The following is an 18,868-nucleotide window of genomic DNA, read 5'->3' as shown; positions in this document are numbered from 1 at the left end:
GACTAGCGGTAGTCGCGGAAGAAGCGGCGGATCTCGTCGACGTACAGGTCGGGCACCTGCAGGGCGGCGAAATGCCCGCCGCGTGCCATCGGCTGCCACGACACGACGTTGAGTCGGCCCTCGGCGTACGCGCGGGGCATCCGGAAATGCTCGCCGGGAAACTCGGCGTACCCACAGGGCACGTCGGTGCGGGGCAGCTCCTGGGCCCGGCCGGGGCCGTTGTTCTCGTAGTAGAACCGCGCGGAGGAGTTCGCGGTGGCGGTGAACCAGTAGACCGAGATGTTGGTGAGCAGCTGGTCGCGGGTGAAGGCCGACTCCACGTCCCCGTCGCAGTCGGTCCAGGCACGGAACTTCTCCACGATCCACGCGGCCTGCGCCGCCGGGGAGTCGAGAAGACCGGTCGTGACGGTCTGCGGGCGGGTCTCCTGGATGCGCCAGTAGCCGGCGTCGTGGGCGAGGAAGCCGAACGTGCGCTGGGCGAGGGCGAGGTCCTCGCCGTCGAGCCCGGCGAACGGGTTCGTCGGGTCGGCCGGGCCCACGGGGAGCAGGTTCAGGTGGAAGGCGGGGACGGCGGCCGGGTCGCGCTCGGCGAGCAGCGCCGAGATCAGCGCGCCGATGTCACCGCCCTGGGCGACGTAGCGGTCGTAGCCGAGCGTCGCCATGATGCGCCCGAACGCGTCCGCGATCACCCGGCCGTGGACGCCGCGGCGCGTCGTCGGCCCGGAGAAGCCGAAGCCGGGCAGGGACGGGACGACGAGGTGGAAGGCGTCCGCCGGGTCGCCACCGTGCGCCCGCGGGTCGGTGAGCGGGCCGATCACGTCGAGGAACTCCGCGACCGAGCCGGGCCAGCCGTGGGTGAGGATCATCGGCAGCGCGTCCGGCTCGGGCGAGCGGACGTGCAGGAAGTGGACGCGCAGGCCGTCGACGGTGGCGACGGCCTGCGGCCAGGAGTTGAGGCGGGTCTGGGCGGCCGGCCAGTCGAAGCCGTCCGCCCAGTACGCGCACAGCTCGCGCAGGTAGCTGACGGGGGTGCCGTAGTCCCAGCCGGCGCCGGGCAGCTCGTCGGCCCAGCGGGTCCGGGCGAGCCGGTCCCGCAGGTCGTCCAGGTCGGCCTGGGACACCGCGACGGTGAACGGCTCCACCGCGCAGGTGCCCGCGGAGCCCGTCGGGGTGGGCGTCGCCTGCGTGGGTAACGGCACCCTGGTCGTCACTGGCCCAGCGCTCCAAACGTGTCGTGGTCGACCATCGCCGCGCCGAAGCGCGCGAAGGTGGCGGTGTTGATGTCATCCGGCTGCCACTCGACCGGGTTGCACAGCCAGGCCAGGTAGCCGTAGACGGTGGCCTTGCGGTGGTCCTCCCACGCGTCGTCGATGCCGGGGGCGGCGACACCGTGCTCGGCGAGGGACTTGAGGTAGTGCGCGAGCAGGTCGCGCTCGTGCTCGCGGCGCACCGGCAGGTCGAGCGCGGAGATCAGGAAGTAGTTCACGTCGTGCGCCCAGTGCCCGACGCCGATGACCTGCCAGTCGAGGAAGCCGACGTGGCCGTCCGCCTGCAGGTAGGTGTTGCCGACGTGCGCGTCGCCGTGCACGAGGCAGGTCGCCTCGCGGTGCACGAAGTCCCGGTAGGCGTTCACCGTGGCCTGCAGCCGCTCGGAACCGTGCGTCGCGACCGGTGCCGCGAAGGCGCGGGGAGAGGCGAACAGGTCGGGCAGTGCGGCGAACCACTGCTGCCAGATCAGGTCGGTGGCCGCCCCCATGATCGCCGGCACGCCGTCCTGGCCCGGGGTGTGCCGGCCCCAGGACTGGCCGTGCAGCGCGGCGAGCACCTCCAGACCCGAGGCCACCTGCTCGACCGTGAACGGCGTCGTGGCCCGGCCGAAGGTGACGTCCTTGGCGCGCAGATCCTCCAGCGCCACGATTCCCTGGCCCGAGCCCTCCTGGTCGAGGGCGAAGAAGTGCTCCGGCCGGCGCAGCGGGTAGAGCGGGGCGACGACGTCGAAGAAGCGGACCTCGCCGGTGTAGACGCCGAGCAGGCCGACGAGCTCGCTGTGCTCGGCGAACCCGCCCTTGACCCAGATCCGTTCCGGCAGGCCCGCGGCGTCGCCCTCGTAACGCAGGGCGACCAGCACCTTGGTGGCGGTGCCCCAGATGACCTCGACCTGCTCGACGCTGGCGACGGTCACGCCGGGACGGGTGGTGCGCAGGGCGGCGGTGAGCCACTCGGCGGTCAGGCCCTCGACGGTCGTGGGCAGGGGGCGGGGGTTGGCGGGGTCAGTCGAGCCAGTCATGCGGGATCTCCTCGCGGTGGGCGCCCACGGCTGGCGGCGGCGCCAGTCCGGCGCCCGCGCGTTCGCCGGTGTGGTGGCAGCGGATGGCGGTGGTCACGTTCGGCCGTTCGCCGTCCGTGCCCCCGGGGATGCCACGGACGGCGAAATGCTCCGTACGCATCATTTCAGGCGTGTTGAAGAGTGTTGCACCCGGTACGCACCCACAGCTACGCGTTCCCCACGCCGGCCGGAACGGTCATCGGGAACTTGAACAGTTCCTCGGCGTTGCGGTGCGTCATGAGCTCGACCTCGTCGGCCGGCACTCCCGCGAAGAGCTCCTTGAACGCGGCCTGGGTGTTCGGGTACGGCGTGTCCGAGTGCGGGTAGTCGGACTCGCAGAGGATGCGGTCGACGGCGAAGTCGTGCCGGTACTTCAGCCCGACCGGCTCCTCGATCATGCAGAACCACATGTTGCGCCGCGCGACCTGGCTTGGCAGCACGTCGGCGTCGGGGATGTGGGTCCAGTACTGGTGGCGGTCCCACTGCCGGTCGGCCCGCTCCAGCGCCGCCGTGATCCAGCCGATGCCGCCCTCGGACCAGACGAGCTTGATGTTCGGGAACTTCCGCGGGATAGGACTGACCATCATGTTCGTCGCCGAGCGGGCCGCGCTGGTGAACGCCGCCGCGATCTCCACCATGGGGATCACGTTGTCCAGCGAGACCACCGGCAGCGCGCCGCCGATGTGCATGCACACCGGGATGTCCGCTTCCTGGCAGGTCGCGAACAGCGGGTCCCAGTAGCCGGAGTGGTAACCCGGGTGCCCGATGTTGGCCGGGTCCTCCATCCAGCACAGGGCCCGGCTGCCCTTCTCCACGCAGCGGACGACCTCGGCGGCGGCGAGCTCGGCGTCCCAGACGGGCGCGATGGTCATCGGCACGTACATCTCGGGGGCCGCCGGGCACCACTCGTCGAGGATGAAGTCGTTCCAGGCCCGCACGCACAGGAGCGCGAGGTCCTTGTCCTCGAAGGTGCCGAACTTGCGCCCGGCGAAGCCCGGCAGGGTCGGGAACGCGACGGACGCGAAGATCCCGTTGGACAGGAAGTCCTTCCTGCGCTCCACGGGGTCGTAACAGCCGGGGATCATGTCCTCGAAGCGGGCGGGCTCGGCCCCCCACTGCTCACGCGGCTTGCCGGCGACGGCGTTGAGACCCATGGTCATCTCGCGGCCGCCCTCCCACACCCACGACTGCCGGCCGTCGGCCTCGACGACGTGGGGCACCCGCTCCCTGTACGCCTGCGGTACCCGGTCCACCCAGACACCCGGCGGCTCGATGATGTGGTCATCCACGCTGAAAAGCTTGTACACGCCCAACACCTTCGCCTAGAGTGAGGATGCGGTCGCATACGGCGATCGCACTATATTCGTTAACTAGGTTCTCCATGTTGTGACATAGATGTCAATGGTGCACAAGGTCCGGCGGCCCGTCGCGACCGGGCGTGGCGGCGCTCACCAGCCGACGCGCGGCGGGACGTCACGTGACGGGGACCGGGTCAGGCGGAGGCGATCTGGTTGGCCAGCAGCGCCCGCTGCACCTGGCCGGTGGCGGACGTGCGGGGCAGCCGGCCCGCGGTCACCACCCGGCGCGGCCACTTGAACGACGCGAGCACCGGTTCCAGGTGCAGCGCGAGGTCGCGCACCGACGGGGCCGGCAGGTCGTCGCACATGACCAGCACCGCGCACACCTGCTCGCCCCACAGCGGGTCGGGCAGGCCGACCACGGCGGCCTCGCGCACCCCGGGGTAGGTCGCGAGCAGCGGTTCGATCTCGCGCGGCGCGATCGTCTCGCCGCCGCTGCGGATGACCTCCTTCTTGCGCCCGACGATGGACCAGAAGCCGTCGTCGTCGCGTTCGGCGAGGTCGCCGGAGCGGTACCAGCCGTCGTCGAGGACCTCGGCCGTCTGGTCGGGTAGCCGGTGGTAGCCGCTGGTCAGCATCGGCCCGCCGACGAGCAGCTCGCCGTCGGCGTCGAGGCGCAGCCGGTAGCCGGGCATCGCCCGGCCGACCGAGCCGGGCCTGGTCAGCACCTGCGGCCCGACGAGCGCCGCGACGCCGCCGGCCTCCGTCGAGCCGTAGCGCACCGACAGCTCGGTGCCGGGGAACCTGTCGACGAGCTCGGCGAGCAGGTCGGCCGGGGCGGCGGAGGTGCCGGTCGAGACGACCCGCAGGGAGCGCACGTCCGCGGCGCCGGCGGGCAGGCCCAGCACCCGGCGCCACACCGCCGGGATGCAGTACAGCTCGGCGGCGCGGTGGCGCTCCACGGCCGCGAGCAGCTCGCCCGGGTCGGCCGAGCACAGGTGCACGGGCTCCCGGTTGAGCCAGCCCGAGATGATCCACTGCCAGCCGGCCCAGTGGAACAGCGGGAACATGCAGACGGCGCCGACACCGGCCACGGTGTCCGTACCGGCCGGGCCGCCCGACGCCGCGCCGAGCCCCGCGCGGGTGCCCGCGCCCGGGAAGCCGCGCAGCCAGCTCGTGCGGTGCGAGAGCACGACGCCCTTGGGCCGGCCGGTGCTGCCGCTGGTGAGGAAGATGGCGTGCGGATCGGTCTCGGCGAGCGGGCCGGTGTCCGGCGGCCGCGGCGACGCCGCCGCCGTGCGCGCGTCGAGATCCGCCGCGCCGCACGCCGCCGCGCCGCACGCCGCCGACCGGCCGGTACCACCCGACCCGCTGGTACCACCCGACCCGCCGCTGCCGCCGTGCGCGGCGGAGTCCATCAGCGCCCGGGGCAGGTCGTCGACGGCGTCGAGGCGCGCCAGCCGCTCGGCGTCGGCGACGACGAGCCGGGGGGCCAGATAGTCGAGGATCGGGCCGGCCTCGGCGGCGGACAGCGCGGGGCTGAGCGGGGCGAACACGGCGCCAAGACGGGCGGCGCCGGCGAACAGCTCGACCAGTCGCAGGCTGGTCGGCGCCCAGACGGCGAGCACGTCACCGTGTCCCACCCCGAGACCGGCGAGCGCGTTCGCCGTCCGGTTGGCCCGCTCGTCGAGCTCGTCGAAGCGCAGGCACGCCGAGCCCTGGGTCACCGCCGGGTGGGATCCGCGATCGGCCGCGGCGGCGGCGAGCGCCTCACCGAGCAGCAGCATCGACCCGTCCCCCCGCCCCGCCGCCCGCCGTGGCCTGACCCGCGGGACCGCCACCCGCCAGCTCGCCGAGCGGGTAGGCACCGGCGAGCTGCTGCTCGCTGTAGGTACCGCCCTGCGCGGCCGGGACGAACCAGCCGGTCGGGCACATCGTGAGGATCTCGACCAGGGAGAACCCGGCCCCGGCGAGCTGGCGCTCGAACGCCCGGCGCAGCATCCGCTTCGTCGTCGTGATGCCCGGACCGCTGTGCACCGCGCCGCGGGCGACATAGCCGACGCCGGACAGGCCGGCGATCATGTCGGCGACGGCGATCGGGTAGCCGTGGATCGCCGGGTCCCGGCCCTCGAGTGAGGTCTTGGTGCGCTGGCCGACGACGGTGGCCGCGGTCATGTGCCCGCCGGTGTCGCCGAACACGCCGTTGTTCAGCAGGACGCAGGTGACGTTCTCGCCGCGGGCGGCCGTGTGCAGCACCTCCTGCAGGCCCTCGTTGATCATGTCGCCGTCGCCCTGGATGGTGAACACGACCGCCTCGGGCCGCATCCGCCGGATGCCGGTGGCACACGACGGCGCGCGGCCGTGCAGGCACTGGAGGATGTCGACGTCCATCGTCGTGACGAACCCGCCGTAGCAGCCGTGGCCGACGACGCCGATCGCGCGGTCGGCGACGCCGAGTTCGTCGAGCACCTCCAGCAGCAGCCGCAGCGCCACCGGCTCGCCGCAGCCGGAGCAGAAGTGGTGCTCGGTCGACTGGAGCAGTCGGGGGCTCGCGGACGCGACCTTCTGCGCGCCGGCCGGCGGGCGGGACGGATCGGTGTCGAGGAGCACGAGCGGGGTCGAGGTCGGAGTCGAGGTCGGAGTCGAGGTCGGAGTCGAGGTCGGAGTCGAGGACGAGGCCGAGGGCAGAGTCGAGGGCGACGCCGGGGTCGCCGGCGGTTCGGTGCGGATCATCGGGCGGCCTCCAGACCGGTCGCGGCGAGGATGCGGGCCCGCACCGCCGGGACGTCGAGCAACGCGCCGTAGCGCAGGCCGGACTCGTCGGCGCTGATCCCGCCGATCGAGCGGATCTTCGAGCGGTCGCCGACGCTGAGGCGCACGTCGTCGACCATCTGGCCGGCGTTGACCTCGAAGACGAGGACGTACCGGCTGTCCTCGGTCGCCTCGGCGAGCGCCTCCTCCGGGAACGGCCACAGGGTGATCGGGCGGAACGTGCCGATCGACAGACCCTCGGCGCGCAGCTCCCGGGCGACGTGTTCGACGAACCCGGCGGCGGTGCCGAAGCTGACGACCATCACGTCCGCGTTCGGATGGTCGACCTCCCATCGCTGCTCGAGCCGGCGGATCTCGTCGAACTTCGCGGCGACGGCGCGCCAGTGGGCGTCCGGCCCCGGGCCGGGATCGAGGACCTTGCCCATGTTCCACGTCCAGTGCAGCTTGGAGCGACCGGACCCGCCGGCGCGGCCGTCGAGGGCCCAGTCCTTCGGCGGCAGCGGCCCGAGGTCCGGCACGTGCGGGGTGACGCCGACCTCGGTGTGGGCGATGAAGTGGTCGCCGTAGAACAGGGTCGGCACCCGGTAGAGGTCGGCCAGGTGGAACAGCAGGTGGGTGTGCTCGATCGCCTCGTGCACGTCCTTGGGGGCCAGCGCGATCGTCCGGTAGTCGCCCCACCCGCCGCCGCGGGTCGCCTGGAAGTAGTCCTGCTGGCTGCGGGCCATGTTGAAGAACACCAGCGGCGTCTCGTTCAGCGCCGACTCGGCGATCGCCTCCTGCATGAGCGCGAGGCCCTGGCCGCAGGAGCCGGTCGCCGCGCGGGCGCCGGTGGCGGCGGCGCCGATCGCCATGTTGGCGCCCTCGATCTCGCTCTCGGCGGCGACGCAGACCCGCTCGGGCCCGCGCATCAGCTTCGAGAAGCTCTCCAGCAGGTTCGTGAACGGGGACATCGGGTAGCCGGCGAAGAACCGGCAGCCGGCGTCGATCGACGCCCGCGCGACGGCCTCGCTGCCGCTGAGCAGCAGCGACGTGCCCTGGTCGGAGCCGACGCTGATCCCGGCCCCGGCCGAGGCGGACGGCGCGTCGGGGGTGGGGGGCGGCTGCGTGACGGTCATCGGGATTTCGCCGTGGATACCCCGGCCGTCAGGCCGGGGAGGAAACGGCGCCTCACACTGGAGCGCATACGCGGATCCTTTCGATAGAATAAAAGCATGTCTCGCTACCGGCTCGATCCGGCACCTGAACAGGTCGCTGGACTCGATGAGCACTGCGGGCATGCACGCTATGTGTGGAACCTTGCGGTCGAACAGCAGTCGTGGTGGACGCCCTACCGGGGAAAGACGCCGAACCATCTGGAACGTTGCCGGCAGTTGACCGACGCGCGGGCGGAGTCCGACTGGCTGCGCGCCGGGTCGCAGACCGTCCAACAGCAGGCGTTGCGGGACTTCGACCAGGCTATGCGGAACTTCTTCAACGGTTCACACAGGCGCCCTGCCTACCGGAAACGCGGACAGTCCGAGGGCTTCCAGGTCGTGGGGAAAAACGCCAGGGTCGAGAAGGTGAACCGGCGATGGTCTCAATGCTGGGTGCCGAAGGTCGGCTGGGTGAAGTTCCGCGTGTCGCGGAAGGTCCCGGACTTCAGGTCCTACCGGGTCACCCTGGACCGTGCGGGCCGGTGGCATGTCGCGTTCGCCGTCGTACCCGAACCGATCCCGGCACCGGGAACCGGCGAGGTAGTCGGTGTGGACCGGGGTGTGGCCGTGTCCGCCGCCCTGTCGACCGGGGAGATGCTGGCCTGCCCCGGGCTGCGACCGAAGGAAGCGGAGCGGCTCCACGGGCTGCAACGCCGGTTCGCGCACGCGAAGCGTGGCAGCGCGCGGCGCGGCCACCTCAAGGTCCGGATCGCCCGGGTCAAGGCCCGGGAGGTCGACCGGCGGAAGGACTGGGCGGAGAAGACCTCCACCGATCTGGCTCGACGGTACGACCTGATCCGCGTCGAAGATCTGAACATTCGGGGCATGACCCGCTCCGCCCGTGGCACGGTGGCCGAGCCGGGGCGGAACGTGGCGCAGAAAGCCGGGCTGAACCGGGGGATCCTCGCCAACGGTTGGGGGCTGCTCGTGCAACGGTTGGAACAGAAAGCCCCCGGCCGGATCGAACGCGTCCCGGCCGCCTCTACGAGTCGGCGTTGCTCGACCTGCGGGCACACGGCGCCCGGGAACCGCGAGAGCCAAGCGGTATTCCGATGCGCGGCCTGCGGGCACACGGCCAATGCTGATGTGAACGCTGCTATGAACATCGCCGCAGGACGTGCGGTGACCGCGCGGGGAGGCGCCGGGTTGCCGGTGCCCGTGAACCGCGAACCTCAACACTGCGCACCCCCTTTGGTGGGCGTGTAGGAGTTGGAATCCCCCGCGTTCACGCGGGGGAGGACGTCAAGCCGAGTCCTCCGGCGGGGGTCGGGGGCCGGCCGCGGCTGGCGGGTCGTCCTGTGGCTGCTCGGACGGCTGGTCGTCCTGGTACCGGTAGACCTCGAACACGTAGTCGGGGCAGACCGCGTGGCACAGGCCGCAGGCGATGCAGCCGGGTTCGAGCAGCGGGAAGCGGAAGCCGGCGTCGTTGACCTCGGTCGACATCGACAGCACGTCCACCGGGCAGGCGATGACGCACAGCTCGCAGCCCTTGCACCGCGCCGCGGCTACCGTGACGGTCCCGTGGAACCGCCCCGGCGCCGGCGCCGGAGCGCTCACGCCCCCACCACCGTCGTCTCGTTCGGCGCGCCGGTCCCGGTGGGCGGGAGCAGCGGTTCGGGTAGCGGCGCCACCAGGGAGGCGCCGAAGCGGATCGCCGCCAGGTTCGCGGCCACGCTCTGGCGGCGGTAGGCCGGGATGGAGCTCTCCATCGCCGCGCACAGCGCCTCGACGGGCGCGAGGCCGGTTAGCGCGGCGAACGCGCCGATGATCACCAGGCTGGCCGTCATCGGCGCGCCGGTGTCGAGGGCATGGCGGGTGGCCGGGATCTCGACCACCTGGAAGCCCTCCGGCCGCGGCGCCTCCCAGAGCGTCGAATTGATCATGACGACGCCCCCCGGCCGGATCCGGCGGGACAGCGACGGCCAGTACCGGTCGTGCATGGCGACGAGGCTGCCCGCCGTCGGCACGACGGGCAGCGCCCGCAGCCGGGACGTGCCGACGACGAGCGTCGCGGTGGACACGCCGCCGCGCATCTCGCCGCCGACCTCGGAGGTGTACTGCACCTCGCGGCCGGAGCGCAGCGCGCCGAGCGCCAGTGTCCGGGCGGCGAGCTGGATACCCTGCCCGCCGATTCCTGTGATCAGAGTCTCACTCTGCATGACCCTCCTCGACCCTCGCATGTCGTGCGTTGTGGTAATACCACTCCGCCGTGGACGGGTTCAACATTTTGAATCTAAAATCCGAACAGATGGTTCCGCGGATGCGGACGGAGATCGACCGGTCGCTGCCGGCCGGCGCGGTCACCCGCCCCGGTGGGCCGACGCCCGCCCCGGCCGGTGCGCGGGACGTCGGCGAGGATGGCGTTGGGGCCGGCATGGAGGGCGGGAGCGGAGCAGGGTGAAGGACGACGGGCCGAGTGAGGGCAGGGGCGGCGACCGCGCGGGCGGGCGCAGCCGACTGCCCCGCGGACGGATCAGCCGGGACGTCGCCGACCGCATCGCCGAGAAGATCTTCTCCGGCGAGTACCCCTACCCCGGGCGCATCGACCTGGACGCCGTCGCCGCCGAGCTCGGGGTGAGCCGCGTGCCGGTCCGGGAGGCGCTCGCCAGCCTGGAGCGCGACGGCCTCGTGCAGGTCGAGTTCTACCGCGGTGCCTACGTCGCCCCGCTCACCTCGGCGATGATCCAGGACAACTTCGAGCTGTACGGCATGCTGACGAGCCTGGCCGCGCATCGCGCCGCGGAGCTGATCACCGACGGCGAGCTCGACGGCCTGGCCACGACGCTCGCCGCGGCGGGTCAACCCGCCATCCCGACCGAGGAGTTCTTCCGGCTGGCCTACGCCTTTCGCCGCGAGGTGCACCGCATCGGCGGCACGCCCCGCCTGCGCCAGCTGCTGGGTTCGTTCCGGACGATCCTCGCGGCGGCCGGGCGCGCCACCGTCGGCGAGCACCGCGACACCGGGCTCGCGGGCCTGCGCGCCGAATGGGAGTCGCTGCACGCCCGCGACCCGGAGGCCGCGGCGCGGGAGGCGTTCACCAGCATGCGCCGCACCGGCGAGGAGATCGTCGCCGTGCTGCGGGCGCACGGCGTGCTCCGGGAGGACGCGGTGGCGCCCGACGTCGCGGCCCGCGCGCATCCCGGCGACTTCTACGCCCGGGTGCTCGGCGGCCTGACCACCCGAGGACTCACCGCCGGCTGACCGTCACCGCCGCACGGTGACGGTCACGACGCGGCACGGGGGGATGACCGGCGACCAGCGGCCGCCCGCGCGGCGGCCTCGAGCAGGGAGGTGACGATGCGACGGGACGGGAAGGCGGGTGATGCCCGCACGGCCTTCGGGGTGGTGCGCCGGCGCTGGGCGTTTGTCGCTGGTTCGGCGGGCCAGACGTAGCGATGGGGGCTGCGCGCCAGCCGGGCCCCTCCGTTCTCATCGAGCCTGATGTGGTGCGACACGACGTGTTGATGCAGTACGTCGTAGGTGTCGAGAGCGATGTAGTCAGGGTCGGACTGCCAGACCACGGCCTGCTGGCCCGGGGGAAGCTTGCGCAGCTCCGGCGCCCACAGTTCGATCACGAACCGGCCGCCGGGGACGAGGTGACGGGCGGCGTTACGGAAGCAGGCGACCTGCTCAGGTTGCGTCAGCAGGTTGGAGATCGTGTTGTAGACGAGGTAGACGAGCGTGTAGGTGCCCGGGGCGACCGCCGTCGCCATGTCTCCGACGACGACCGGGATCGTCGCCTCGTCTGCCTTGGCACGTAGCCGGTCGATCATCGGGCGGGACAGTTCGATCCCGGTGACAGGCACTCCGCGCTCGGCGAGCGGGACGGCTATCCGGCCGGTTCCGATGGCGAACTCCAACGCCCGCCCGGTCCCCGCGAGCCCTGCCAGGCGGTCCACGGTCGGCCCCACTACTGCGGGGGCGAACATGCCGGCGCCCGGCATGTCATAGCACTGAGCGGTATCAGCGTCCCAGGTCTCCTGCCGCTGCACGGTGCCAACGATTACCCCGGGGCATGGGCGGCTGTCCATCGGGTTTGACCGCCGGTCGATAGGCGGTGACGGACACTGGTCGCATCAGGCCGAACGTTCGGCGATGAACACGAACTCACGCCCCGGGCGGTCCGGTGCCTCCCGCACGTCGAGGATCTTCTCATCTTGCGCTGACGCCACCACTCCACACGCTCTGTCGCGCTGATCCAAAGAGTAGAGACGAGTCCGAGCTCGCCAACTGGCTTCTCGGCCCGTTCGCCGGCGCTCGCCAACAAGGGCGAACCGCCAGCGTCGCCTGTGCTGGCTGGCCGACAGCCGCCGCGGCGTCGCCCGTGCCGCGCCGGCCCCCGCCCGCCGCCGGTGGATAGCGGCGATATCTTGACTCTCCCCAGATGACCTGACAGTGTGACGTGCGTGACAGATCCGCCTTCATCGTGCCTCGTCGGCCCGAGGCGGGGTGAGCCGTGCACCTCGGTGGCCGGTCGTGTCACGACAGGTCGCGTGCACGCGCGCCGCGGCAGATGTCAGTTCCCGCGCCGGGCCCCACAGCCCGGGGACGTCCGTCCGGACGGCCCAGCCCGGCGCTGCCCGGAGGAGAGGCCAGCGCATGAGTAGCCCCCAGGCCGGCACGATGCCGGTCTTCTGCGTCGCGCACATGCTGGAATCGTGGGACGAGCGCCACCCGCAGGCGGCCTTCGTCGAACTCTCCGGCCAGGACGCCCCCGCCCGGCCCGACGGGACACCGGTGGTCGCCCGCCGCGAGGAGATGATCGAGTTCCTGCGCCACCCGGCTGTGCGGGCCACCGACGGCGTCCACTACAACATGGGTGCCCAGCGGCCGCTCATCCCGCTGGACCTGGACGGCGAGACCCACCGCAAGTACCGCAGGCTCCTGGACCCCCTGTTCACGCCGAAGCAGGTGGCGCGGCTGGAGTCGAAGATCCGCGCCCGGACCAACGCCCTGATCGACGCGTTCGCCGACGCCGGCGAGGCCGAGCTGATGTTCGGGCTGTGCGCGACGCTGCCGACCCACATCTTCATCGATCTGCTCGGGCTGCCGCTCGAGGATCTGCCGATCTTCCTCGAGTTCAAGGAATCGGTCGTTCGCCCCCAGGGCGCCACCGTCGAGGAACAGCAGGCGAACAGCCGCGCCGCCGGCCAGCGCATGTACGACTACCTCGCCGACGTCCTCGCGCAGCGGCGCGCCGAGGAGGCCGGCGACGACCTCATCGGCGGCTTCCTGACCGCTGAGGTCGAGGGCGCCCGGCTGACCGACACCGAGATCGTCGACATCTGCTACCTGCTGGTCATCGCCGGGCTGGACACGGTGACGTGCTCGCTGTCCTGCATGCTCGCGTGGTTCGCGGAGCATCCCGAGGAGCGCCGGCGGGTGGTGTCGCAGCCGGAGCTGCTCGCCAGGGCGGTCGAGGAGCTCATGCGCTTCGAGTCCCCGGTGCCGCTCGCCCACCGCTGGGTGACCGAGGACATCGAGGTCGCCGGGCGCCGGTTCGCCGCCGGCACCATGGTGGAGGTTCTCTGGGCGGCGGCCAACGTGGACCCCGCGGCGTTCCCCGACCCGCTCGCCGTCGATCTCGACCGCGCCCGCAACCCGCATGTCGGCTTCGCGGCCGGACCGCACCGCTGCCTGGGCTCCAACCTCGCCCGGCTCGAGCTCCGCGTGGCGCTGGAGGAGTTCCACCGCCGCATCCCGGAGTACGAGATCACCCCGGGCCAGGAGGTCGTCTACACCAACTACGGAGTCCGGGCGGCGGTCCATCTGCCCATCACGTTCCCGGTCTCCTGAACGGTCCGCGCCCGGGTTCGGGGCGCGACGGGCGGACGACGCGGTCGGCCGCGGCACATCATCACAGTCCGAGAAAGGTGGAGTACGTTCATGTCGCTCGACTTCGAGCCCGAGGGCCGGCTGTACATCGACGGGCAGTTCCGCGAGGCGGCCGGCGGCGGGCGCTTCGAGGTGATCAACCCGGCGGACGAGACCGTCGTCGGCACCGCCGCCGACGGGCAGGCCGAGGATGTCGCCGCCGCGGTCACGGCGGCGCGCCGCGCCGCGGACGAGACCTCCTGGGCCACCGATCACGCCTTCCGCCAGCGGGTCCTGCGCCAGCTGCAGGACGCGCTGGCCAAGGAGGCGGCGGCCCTCAAGGCGGTGCAGATCGCCGAGGCGGGCACGCCGGCGTCCAACATCGGCGCTCACATCGACGTGATGACCGGCGACATGAGCTACTTCAACGACCTCATCGGCCGCTTCCCCTGGGAGACGGACTTCGGGGTCCACGAGGGCGTCATGGGCCTGCCGAGCAACCGGCACGTGCGCTACGAGCCGTACGGCGTGGTCGGCGCGATCACGCCGTGGAACGCGCCGTTCATGACCGACCTCTGGAAGATCCACCACGCGCTGTCGACCGGCAACACCGTCGTGCTGAAGACGGCCCCGGACACGCCGCTGACCGGCTCGCTCCTCGCGAGGATCGCGCACGAGCACACCGACATCCCGGCGGGCGTGCTCAACATCCTCAGCTCGGAGGACAAGGCGGCCGCGGGCGAGGCGCTGACCGGCGACCCGCGGGTCGACATGTACCACTTCACCGGATCGCCGGCCGTGGGTCAGCGCATCTACGAGCGCGGCGCCGTCGGCATCCGCAAGGTATGCCTGGAGCTCGGCGGCAAGTCCGCGAACATCATCCTCGACGACGCCGACCTCGCGGTCGCCCTGCCGCTCGCGGTCGGCATGTGCATGTCGAACTCCGGGCAGGGCTGCGCGCTGGCCACCCGGCTCGTCGTGCACGCCAGCCGCTACGACGAAGTGGTCGAGGGTCTCACCGAGGCGCTGCGTCACCTGCCCTGGGGCGACCCGACCGACCCGACCAACGTCGTCGGCCCGATCATCAACGCCGCCCAGCTCGCCCGGATGGAGGGCATGGTCGACCGGGCCCGCGAGGCCGGCGCCCGCACCACCGTCGGCGGCAGGCGCGGCGCGTCGCCGACGAACGGCAGGGGCTTCTGGTACGAGCCGACGCTGGTCGCCGACGTCCACGAGGACGCCGAGATCGCCCAGCTCGAGGTGTTCGGCCCGGTGCTGACCGTTGTGAAGTACGACGGCGACGACGACGAGGCGGTGCGGGTGGCGAACAACTCCCGCTACGGCCTGTCCGCCTACGTCCAGACGCAGGACCCGGAGCGGGCTTGGCGGGTCGCGAACCGGCTGAAGGCGGGCACGGTCAACATCGGTCCGTCGTTCTACCTGTCGCCGGACACGCCGTTCGGCGGCTACGGGATCAGCGGTGTCGGCCGTGAGCACGGCGAGGACGGGTTCCGCGAGTACCTGCAGGCGAAGACGATCGCGAGCCCCGGCGTGGCCGGCGGCGCGGGCGCGAAGGGCGCACAGGCATGAGCGGGCGGCTGGCGGACAAGACCATCCTGATCACCGGCGCCGGTTCCGGCCTCGGTCGGGAGAGCTCCCTGCTGTTCGCGTCCGAGGGCGCGAGGATCGTGGTCACCGACGTCGTTCCCGCCCGGGTCGACCGGGTCGTGTCCGAGATCAAGGACGCGGGCGGCCAGGCCGTCGGGATCAAGGCCGACGTGCGCGAGTTCGACGAGCTGACGAGCGCCGTGGACCTCGCGGTCTCGTCGTTCGGCCGCGTCGACGGGCTGATGTGCTCGGCCGGCGTGCCCGAGGAGGGCTTCGGCACGCTCGCGTTCGAGGACATCTCCGTCGAGGGCTTCACCTCGATGCTCGCGGTCAACCTCACCGGCGTGTTCCTCGCCGCCAAGGCCGTCGTGCCGCAGATGAAGAAGCAGCGTGGCGGCACGATCCTCGCGGTGTCGTCCATGGCCGGCTACGTCGCCTACCCCGGTTTCCCCGGCTACGCCGCCGCCAAGCACGGCGTGAACGGCCTGGTCAAGGGCATGTCGCTGTCCCTGGGCGGCTATGGGATCCGGGCGAACGCGCTGTGTCCGGCGCACGGCATGAGCATCAACTTCGCGATGCCGCCGGACGCGGAGGTGCTCGGGAAGAGCTACGAGGAGATGCAGCCCTGGGACTCGGCGCAGACGTCGATCCCGCTCAAGCTGTCGCGCCCGCCGTCCCTGCGCGACAACGCCTACGCGGCGCTGTACCTCATCTGCGACGAGTCCGCCTACATGTCGGGCGTCTGCCTGCCGGCGACGGACGGCGGCAACCTCGCCAGGACCTCGATCATCATGCCGGGTGACCTGGACGGGAGCGCGGGCGTCCTGCCCGCGAACCTGCAGGAGGACATCGCCGGCGCCGCCGGGGCGTAACACCGGGCCCGCCCACCCACCCACCGGAGCACCCACCACCAGTGCAGGGGAGAGCAGATGGGCTTACTCGACGGACGGGTCGCGTTCATCACCGGCGCCGCCCGTGGCCAGGGCCGCAGTCACGCCGTCCGGTTCGCGCGTGAGGGCGCGTCGATCATCGCGATCGACATCGCCGGGCCGGCGTCGCCGCACAACACCTACCCCGCGGCGACGTCCGACGACCTGGCCGAGACGGTGCGGCTGGTCGAGACCGAGGGCGGGAAGATCGTCGCCCGCCCGGGTGACGTGCGCGACTCGAAGGCGCTCGACGACGTGCTCGCCGAGGGGGTGGCGGCCTTCGGCGGGCGGCTCGACGTCGTGGTCGCCAACGCCGGCATCAACAACTGGGGCCGGTTCTGGGAGCTGTCCGACGAACAGTGGCAGACGGTGATCGACATCAATCTCACCGGCGTGTGGCGGACGTTGCGGTCCGCCACACCGCACATGATCGCGGCCGGCAACGGTGGGTCGATCATCACGGTGAGCTCGGCGGCGGGCCTCAAGTCGCTGCCGGCGGAGGCGCACTACAGTGCGGCCAAGCACGGCGTCGTCGGTCTGACCAAGGCGGCGGCGATCGAGCTCGGCGAGTACAACATCCGGGTGAACTCGGTGCATCCCTGGGCGGTCGCCACCCCGATGGGCGAGGATCCGACCGTCGAGAAGATCCTCGGGGACCATCCCGCCTACGCCGTGTCGTTCGGCAGCATGCTGCCGAACCTGCCGGTCGCCGATGCCAACGACATCTCGGACGCGGTCCTGTGGCTCGCTTGCGACCTGTCCCGGTCGGTGACGGCCACCCAGCTCACGGTGGACATGGGCGCGACGAAGACCTGACCGAGGGCGGCAGCCGGTAGGCGTGCCGCCGCTGCCCGGTCGGGACGGGTTCGTCCCGACCGGGGTTCTCGCGCGACCCGAACGCTACAGCGTGCTCGCCAGCCGGCCCGCGAGCACCCGGGTGAACCGGGACGGATCCCGCAGGTCGCCACCCTCGGCGAGCAGCGCCATGTCGTAGAGCAGCTCGACCGTCTCCGCGAGCGCGGTCGACCCGGCGTCCTGCTCGTGGGTACGACGCAGGCCCGCGACCAGCGGATGGGTGGGGTTCACCTCGAGGATGCGGCGCTGGTGCGGCACGTTCTGCCCCATCGCCCGGTACATCTTCTCCAGCGCCGGGGTCATGTCGAAGGTGTCGCCGACGACGCAGGCCGGCGACGTCGTCAGCCGCGAGGACAGCCGGACCTCCTTGACCTCGTCCTTCAGCCGCTCGGTCATCCAGGTGAGCAGCTCGGCGAACTCCTTGCGCTGCTCGTCACGCTCGGCCTCGGCGTCCTTGCGCTCGTCGTCGGAGTCGAGATCGACCTGGCCCTTGGCGATCGACTTCAGCGGGTGGTCGTCGACCCGGCCGACCCGCTCGACCCAGACCTCGTCGACCGGGTCCGTCAGGATGAGCACCTCGTAGCCACGCGCCGCGAACGCCTCCATGTGCGGGGAGTTCTCGATCGTCGCCCGGGAGTCGCCGGTCAGGTAGTAGATCTCGGTCTGGCCGTCCTTCATCCGCTCCACGTACTCGCGCAGCGTCGTGGTCTGCTCCGGGTCGCGGGTGGAGGCGACGGAGACGATGTCGAGGATCGCCTTCTCGTTCTCGGTGTCCTCGAGCAGGCCCTCCTTGACCGCGGCGCCGAACTCGGTCCAGAAGGTGCGGTACTTCTCGGGCTCGTTCTCGCGCAGGTTCGCGACGGCGGCGAGCACCTTGCGCACCAGCCGGCGGCGCACCTGCTGGATCCGGCGGTCCTGCTGGAGGATCTCGCGGGAGATGTTCAGCGACAGGTCCCGCGCGTCGACGACGCCCTTGACGAAGCGCAGGTAGTTCGGCAGCAGCGCCTCGCAGTCCGCCATGATGAACACGCGCTTGACGTAGAGCTGCACGCCGCGCTTCGCGTCGCGGGTGTAGAGGTCCAGCGGCGCCCGGGACGGGATGAACAGCAGCGCCTCGTACTCGAAGGTCCCCTCGCCCTTCATCTGGATGACCTCGAGCGGGTCGGTCCAGTCGTGGCTGAGGTGGCGGTAGAGCTCGTTGTACTCGGCCGCCTCGACCTCGTCGCGCGGACGGGCCCACAGCGCCTTCATCGAGTTGAGCGTCTCGATCTCGGTCACCGTCGCTGCGGCGCCCGCCGCGGTGTCCGCGCCGTCGCCGCTCGCGCCACCGTCCGCGCCGTCGGTCTCCTCTCCCGCCGTGGCGGGGGCGGGCCGCTCGACGGCCATCCTGATCGGCCAGGCGATGAAGTCGGAGTACTTCTTGACGATCTCGCGGATCTTGTACTCGTCGGTGTAGTCGAACAGCCGGTCCTCGGCGTCCTCGGGCTTGAGGTGCACGGTGACCGCGGTGCCGTGCGGCACGTCGTCGACGTCCTTGATGACGTAGGTGCCCTCGCCGGAGGACTCCCACCGGGTGCCGCCCGGCTCGCCGGCCTTGCGGGTCACCAGCGTGACCGTGTCCGCCACCATGAACGTGGCGTAGAAGCCGACGCCGAACTGGCCGATGAGGTCGGCGGAGGCGGCGGCGTCGGCGGACTCCCGCAGCTTGCGCAGCAGCTCCGCCGTGCCCGACCGGGCGATCGTGCCGATGAGCCCGACGACGTCCTCGCGGGACATCCCGATCCCGTTGTCCCGGATGGTCAGGGTCCGGCTGTCCCGGTCGACCTCGATGTCGATGTGCGGGTCCTCGGCGTCCTCACGCAGGCTCTGGTCGACGAGCGCGGCGATGCGCAGCTTGTCGAGCGCGTCAGACGCGTTGGAGATCAGCTCCCGTAGGAACACGTCCTTGTCGGAATAGATCGAGTGCACCATCAGGCGCAGCAGCGCACGCGCCTCGGCCTGGAACTCCAACGTCTCGACCCGGCTGCTCACGGGGTTCCTCCATGCGGACACGGATGATGGACGGAAAGCACA

At 71.7% G+C, this 18,868-nt stretch carries 17 protein-coding genes; 7 read left to right on the top strand and 10 right to left on the bottom strand.

The annotated features are described in order from the left end of the window. Positions 1-2 precede the first annotated feature (2 nt). The 6 genes from AC6EXY_RS08670 to AC6EXY_RS08645 all read right to left on the bottom strand — a co-directional run bounded on the left by AC6EXY_RS08670 (position 3) and on the right by AC6EXY_RS08645 (position 7,511). Positions 3-1,199: an epoxide hydrolase family protein gene (locus tag AC6EXY_RS08670; protein WP_499816495.1), complete on the bottom strand. Its 1,197-nt coding sequence runs from the start codon at positions 1,197-1,199 to the stop codon at positions 3-5. An 8-nt stretch (positions 1,200-1,207) separates the two neighbouring features. Next, complete coding sequence (locus AC6EXY_RS08665) at positions 1,208-2,287, bottom strand: phosphotransferase (protein WP_101836486.1); 1,080 nt, start codon at positions 2,285-2,287, stop codon at positions 1,208-1,210. 206 nt (positions 2,288-2,493) lie between these two features. Beyond that, the gene (locus AC6EXY_RS08660; RefSeq protein WP_101836484.1) at positions 2,494-3,633 is read right to left on the bottom strand and encodes an amidohydrolase family protein; all 1,140 of its coding nucleotides are present in this window, start codon (positions 3,631-3,633) and stop codon (positions 2,494-2,496) included. Between the two features lie 185 nt (positions 3,634-3,818). Beyond that, on the bottom strand, positions 3,819-5,411 hold the full coding sequence (locus AC6EXY_RS08655) for a class I adenylate-forming enzyme family protein (protein ID WP_499816494.1): 1,593 nt from the start codon (positions 5,409-5,411) through the stop codon (positions 3,819-3,821). Then, positions 5,395-6,357: a thiamine pyrophosphate-dependent enzyme gene (locus tag AC6EXY_RS08650; RefSeq protein WP_499816493.1), complete on the bottom strand. Its 963-nt coding sequence runs from the start codon at positions 6,355-6,357 to the stop codon at positions 5,395-5,397. The genes AC6EXY_RS08655 and AC6EXY_RS08650 overlap by 17 nt, the downstream gene beginning before the upstream one ends. Beyond that, positions 6,354-7,511 (bottom strand): transketolase C-terminal domain-containing protein, encoded by a 1,158-nt coding sequence (locus AC6EXY_RS08645; protein ID WP_499816492.1) that lies wholly within the window; start codon positions 7,509-7,511, stop codon positions 6,354-6,356. Before AC6EXY_RS08645 ends, AC6EXY_RS08650 begins: the two co-directional genes overlap by 4 nt. Before the next feature lie 96 nt (positions 7,512-7,607). On the opposite strand from AC6EXY_RS08645, the gene AC6EXY_RS08640 reads away from it, so the two are divergent. Beyond that, on the top strand, positions 7,608-8,795 hold the full coding sequence (locus tag AC6EXY_RS08640; protein ID WP_499816491.1) for an RNA-guided endonuclease InsQ/TnpB family protein: 1,188 nt from the start codon (positions 7,608-7,610) through the stop codon (positions 8,793-8,795). 36 nt (positions 8,796-8,831) lie between these two features. On the opposite strand, the gene AC6EXY_RS08635 is transcribed toward AC6EXY_RS08640, so the two are convergent. Beyond that, on the bottom strand, positions 8,832-9,146 hold the full coding sequence (locus AC6EXY_RS08635) for a 4Fe-4S dicluster domain-containing protein (RefSeq protein ID WP_499816490.1): 315 nt from the start codon (positions 9,144-9,146) through the stop codon (positions 8,832-8,834). Beyond that, the gene (locus AC6EXY_RS08630) at positions 9,143-9,748 is read right to left on the bottom strand and encodes a 2-oxoacid:ferredoxin oxidoreductase subunit gamma family protein (protein WP_165818710.1); all 606 of its coding nucleotides are present in this window, start codon (positions 9,746-9,748) and stop codon (positions 9,143-9,145) included. The genes AC6EXY_RS08635 and AC6EXY_RS08630 overlap by 4 nt, the downstream gene beginning before the upstream one ends. Positions 9,749-9,849: 101 nt before the next feature. Between AC6EXY_RS08630 and AC6EXY_RS08625 the strand changes: the two genes are divergently transcribed. Further along, the gene (locus tag AC6EXY_RS08625) at positions 9,850-9,990 is read left to right on the top strand and encodes a hypothetical protein (protein WP_499816489.1); all 141 of its coding nucleotides are present in this window, start codon (positions 9,850-9,852) and stop codon (positions 9,988-9,990) included. Beyond that, positions 9,987-10,790, top strand: coding sequence for a GntR family transcriptional regulator (locus AC6EXY_RS08620; RefSeq protein ID WP_499816488.1), 804 nt, complete (start codon positions 9,987-9,989; stop codon positions 10,788-10,790). Before AC6EXY_RS08625 ends, AC6EXY_RS08620 begins: the two co-directional genes overlap by 4 nt. Before the next feature lie 23 nt (positions 10,791-10,813). On the opposite strand, the gene AC6EXY_RS08615 is transcribed toward AC6EXY_RS08620, so the two are convergent. Beyond that, positions 10,814-11,581: a class I SAM-dependent methyltransferase gene (locus AC6EXY_RS08615; RefSeq protein WP_499816487.1), complete on the bottom strand. Its 768-nt coding sequence runs from the start codon at positions 11,579-11,581 to the stop codon at positions 10,814-10,816. 607 nt (positions 11,582-12,188) lie between these two features. On the opposite strand from AC6EXY_RS08615, the gene AC6EXY_RS08610 reads away from it, so the two are divergent. The 4 genes from AC6EXY_RS08610 to AC6EXY_RS08595 all read left to right on the top strand — a co-directional run bounded on the left by AC6EXY_RS08610 (position 12,189) and on the right by AC6EXY_RS08595 (position 16,756). Continuing rightward, positions 12,189-13,385 (top strand): cytochrome P450, encoded by a 1,197-nt coding sequence (locus tag AC6EXY_RS08610; RefSeq protein ID WP_101836475.1) that lies wholly within the window; start codon positions 12,189-12,191, stop codon positions 13,383-13,385. Positions 13,386-13,475: 90 nt separating this feature from the next. Continuing rightward, complete coding sequence (locus tag AC6EXY_RS08605; RefSeq protein WP_101836474.1) at positions 13,476-14,993, top strand: aldehyde dehydrogenase family protein; 1,518 nt, start codon at positions 13,476-13,478, stop codon at positions 14,991-14,993. Then, the gene (locus AC6EXY_RS08600) at positions 14,990-15,883 is read left to right on the top strand and encodes an SDR family NAD(P)-dependent oxidoreductase (RefSeq protein WP_101836473.1); all 894 of its coding nucleotides are present in this window, start codon (positions 14,990-14,992) and stop codon (positions 15,881-15,883) included. Before AC6EXY_RS08605 ends, AC6EXY_RS08600 begins: the two co-directional genes overlap by 4 nt. Positions 15,884-15,940: 57 nt before the next feature. Beyond that, positions 15,941-16,756 carry a mycofactocin-coupled SDR family oxidoreductase gene (locus tag AC6EXY_RS08595; RefSeq protein WP_101836472.1) on the top strand — a complete coding sequence of 272 codons (816 nt, stop codon included), beginning with the start codon at positions 15,941-15,943 and terminating at the stop codon, positions 16,754-16,756. Between the two features lie 84 nt (positions 16,757-16,840). Here the strand turns inward: AC6EXY_RS08595 and htpG are convergent, their stop codons facing one another. After that, entirely contained in the window at positions 16,841-18,826 is a 1,986-nt protein-coding gene (htpG, locus tag AC6EXY_RS08590; RefSeq protein WP_101836471.1) for a molecular chaperone HtpG, read from the bottom strand. Between the last annotated feature and the right edge of the window lie 42 nt (positions 18,827-18,868).

It is taken from the genome of Frankia sp. RB5 (assembly GCF_059816245.1).
Note: the sequence above shows the minus strand (reverse complement) of the source record. Positions and strands in the feature narration are given on the sequence as shown.

Excerpts from the sequence above, each read along its gene's own strand:
- AC6EXY_RS08665 (WP_101836486.1), bottom strand. The coding sequence starts at position 2,287 with ATGACTGGCTCGACTGACCCCGCCAACCCCCGCCCCCTGCCCACGACC.
- AC6EXY_RS08655 (WP_499816494.1), bottom strand. The coding sequence starts at position 5,411 with ATGCTGCTGCTCGGTGAGGCGCTCGCCGCCGCCGCGGCCGATCGCGGA.
- AC6EXY_RS08650 (WP_499816493.1), bottom strand. The coding sequence starts at position 6,357 with ATGATCCGCACCGAACCGCCGGCGACCCCGGCGTCGCCCTCGACTCTG.
- AC6EXY_RS08645 (WP_499816492.1), bottom strand. The coding sequence starts at position 7,511 with ATGACCGTCACGCAGCCGCCCCCCACCCCCGACGCGCCGTCCGCCTCG.
- AC6EXY_RS08640 (WP_499816491.1), top strand. The coding sequence starts at position 7,608 with ATGTCTCGCTACCGGCTCGATCCGGCACCTGAACAGGTCGCTGGACTC.
- AC6EXY_RS08630 (WP_165818710.1), bottom strand. The coding sequence starts at position 9,748 with ATGCAGAGTGAGACTCTGATCACAGGAATCGGCGGGCAGGGTATCCAG.
- AC6EXY_RS08625 (WP_499816489.1), top strand. The coding sequence starts at position 9,850 with ATGCGGACGGAGATCGACCGGTCGCTGCCGGCCGGCGCGGTCACCCGC.
- AC6EXY_RS08610 (WP_101836475.1), top strand. The coding sequence starts at position 12,189 with ATGAGTAGCCCCCAGGCCGGCACGATGCCGGTCTTCTGCGTCGCGCAC.
- AC6EXY_RS08605 (WP_101836474.1), top strand. The coding sequence starts at position 13,476 with ATGTCGCTCGACTTCGAGCCCGAGGGCCGGCTGTACATCGACGGGCAG.
- AC6EXY_RS08600 (WP_101836473.1), top strand. The coding sequence starts at position 14,990 with ATGAGCGGGCGGCTGGCGGACAAGACCATCCTGATCACCGGCGCCGGT.
- AC6EXY_RS08595 (WP_101836472.1), top strand. The coding sequence starts at position 15,941 with ATGGGCTTACTCGACGGACGGGTCGCGTTCATCACCGGCGCCGCCCGT.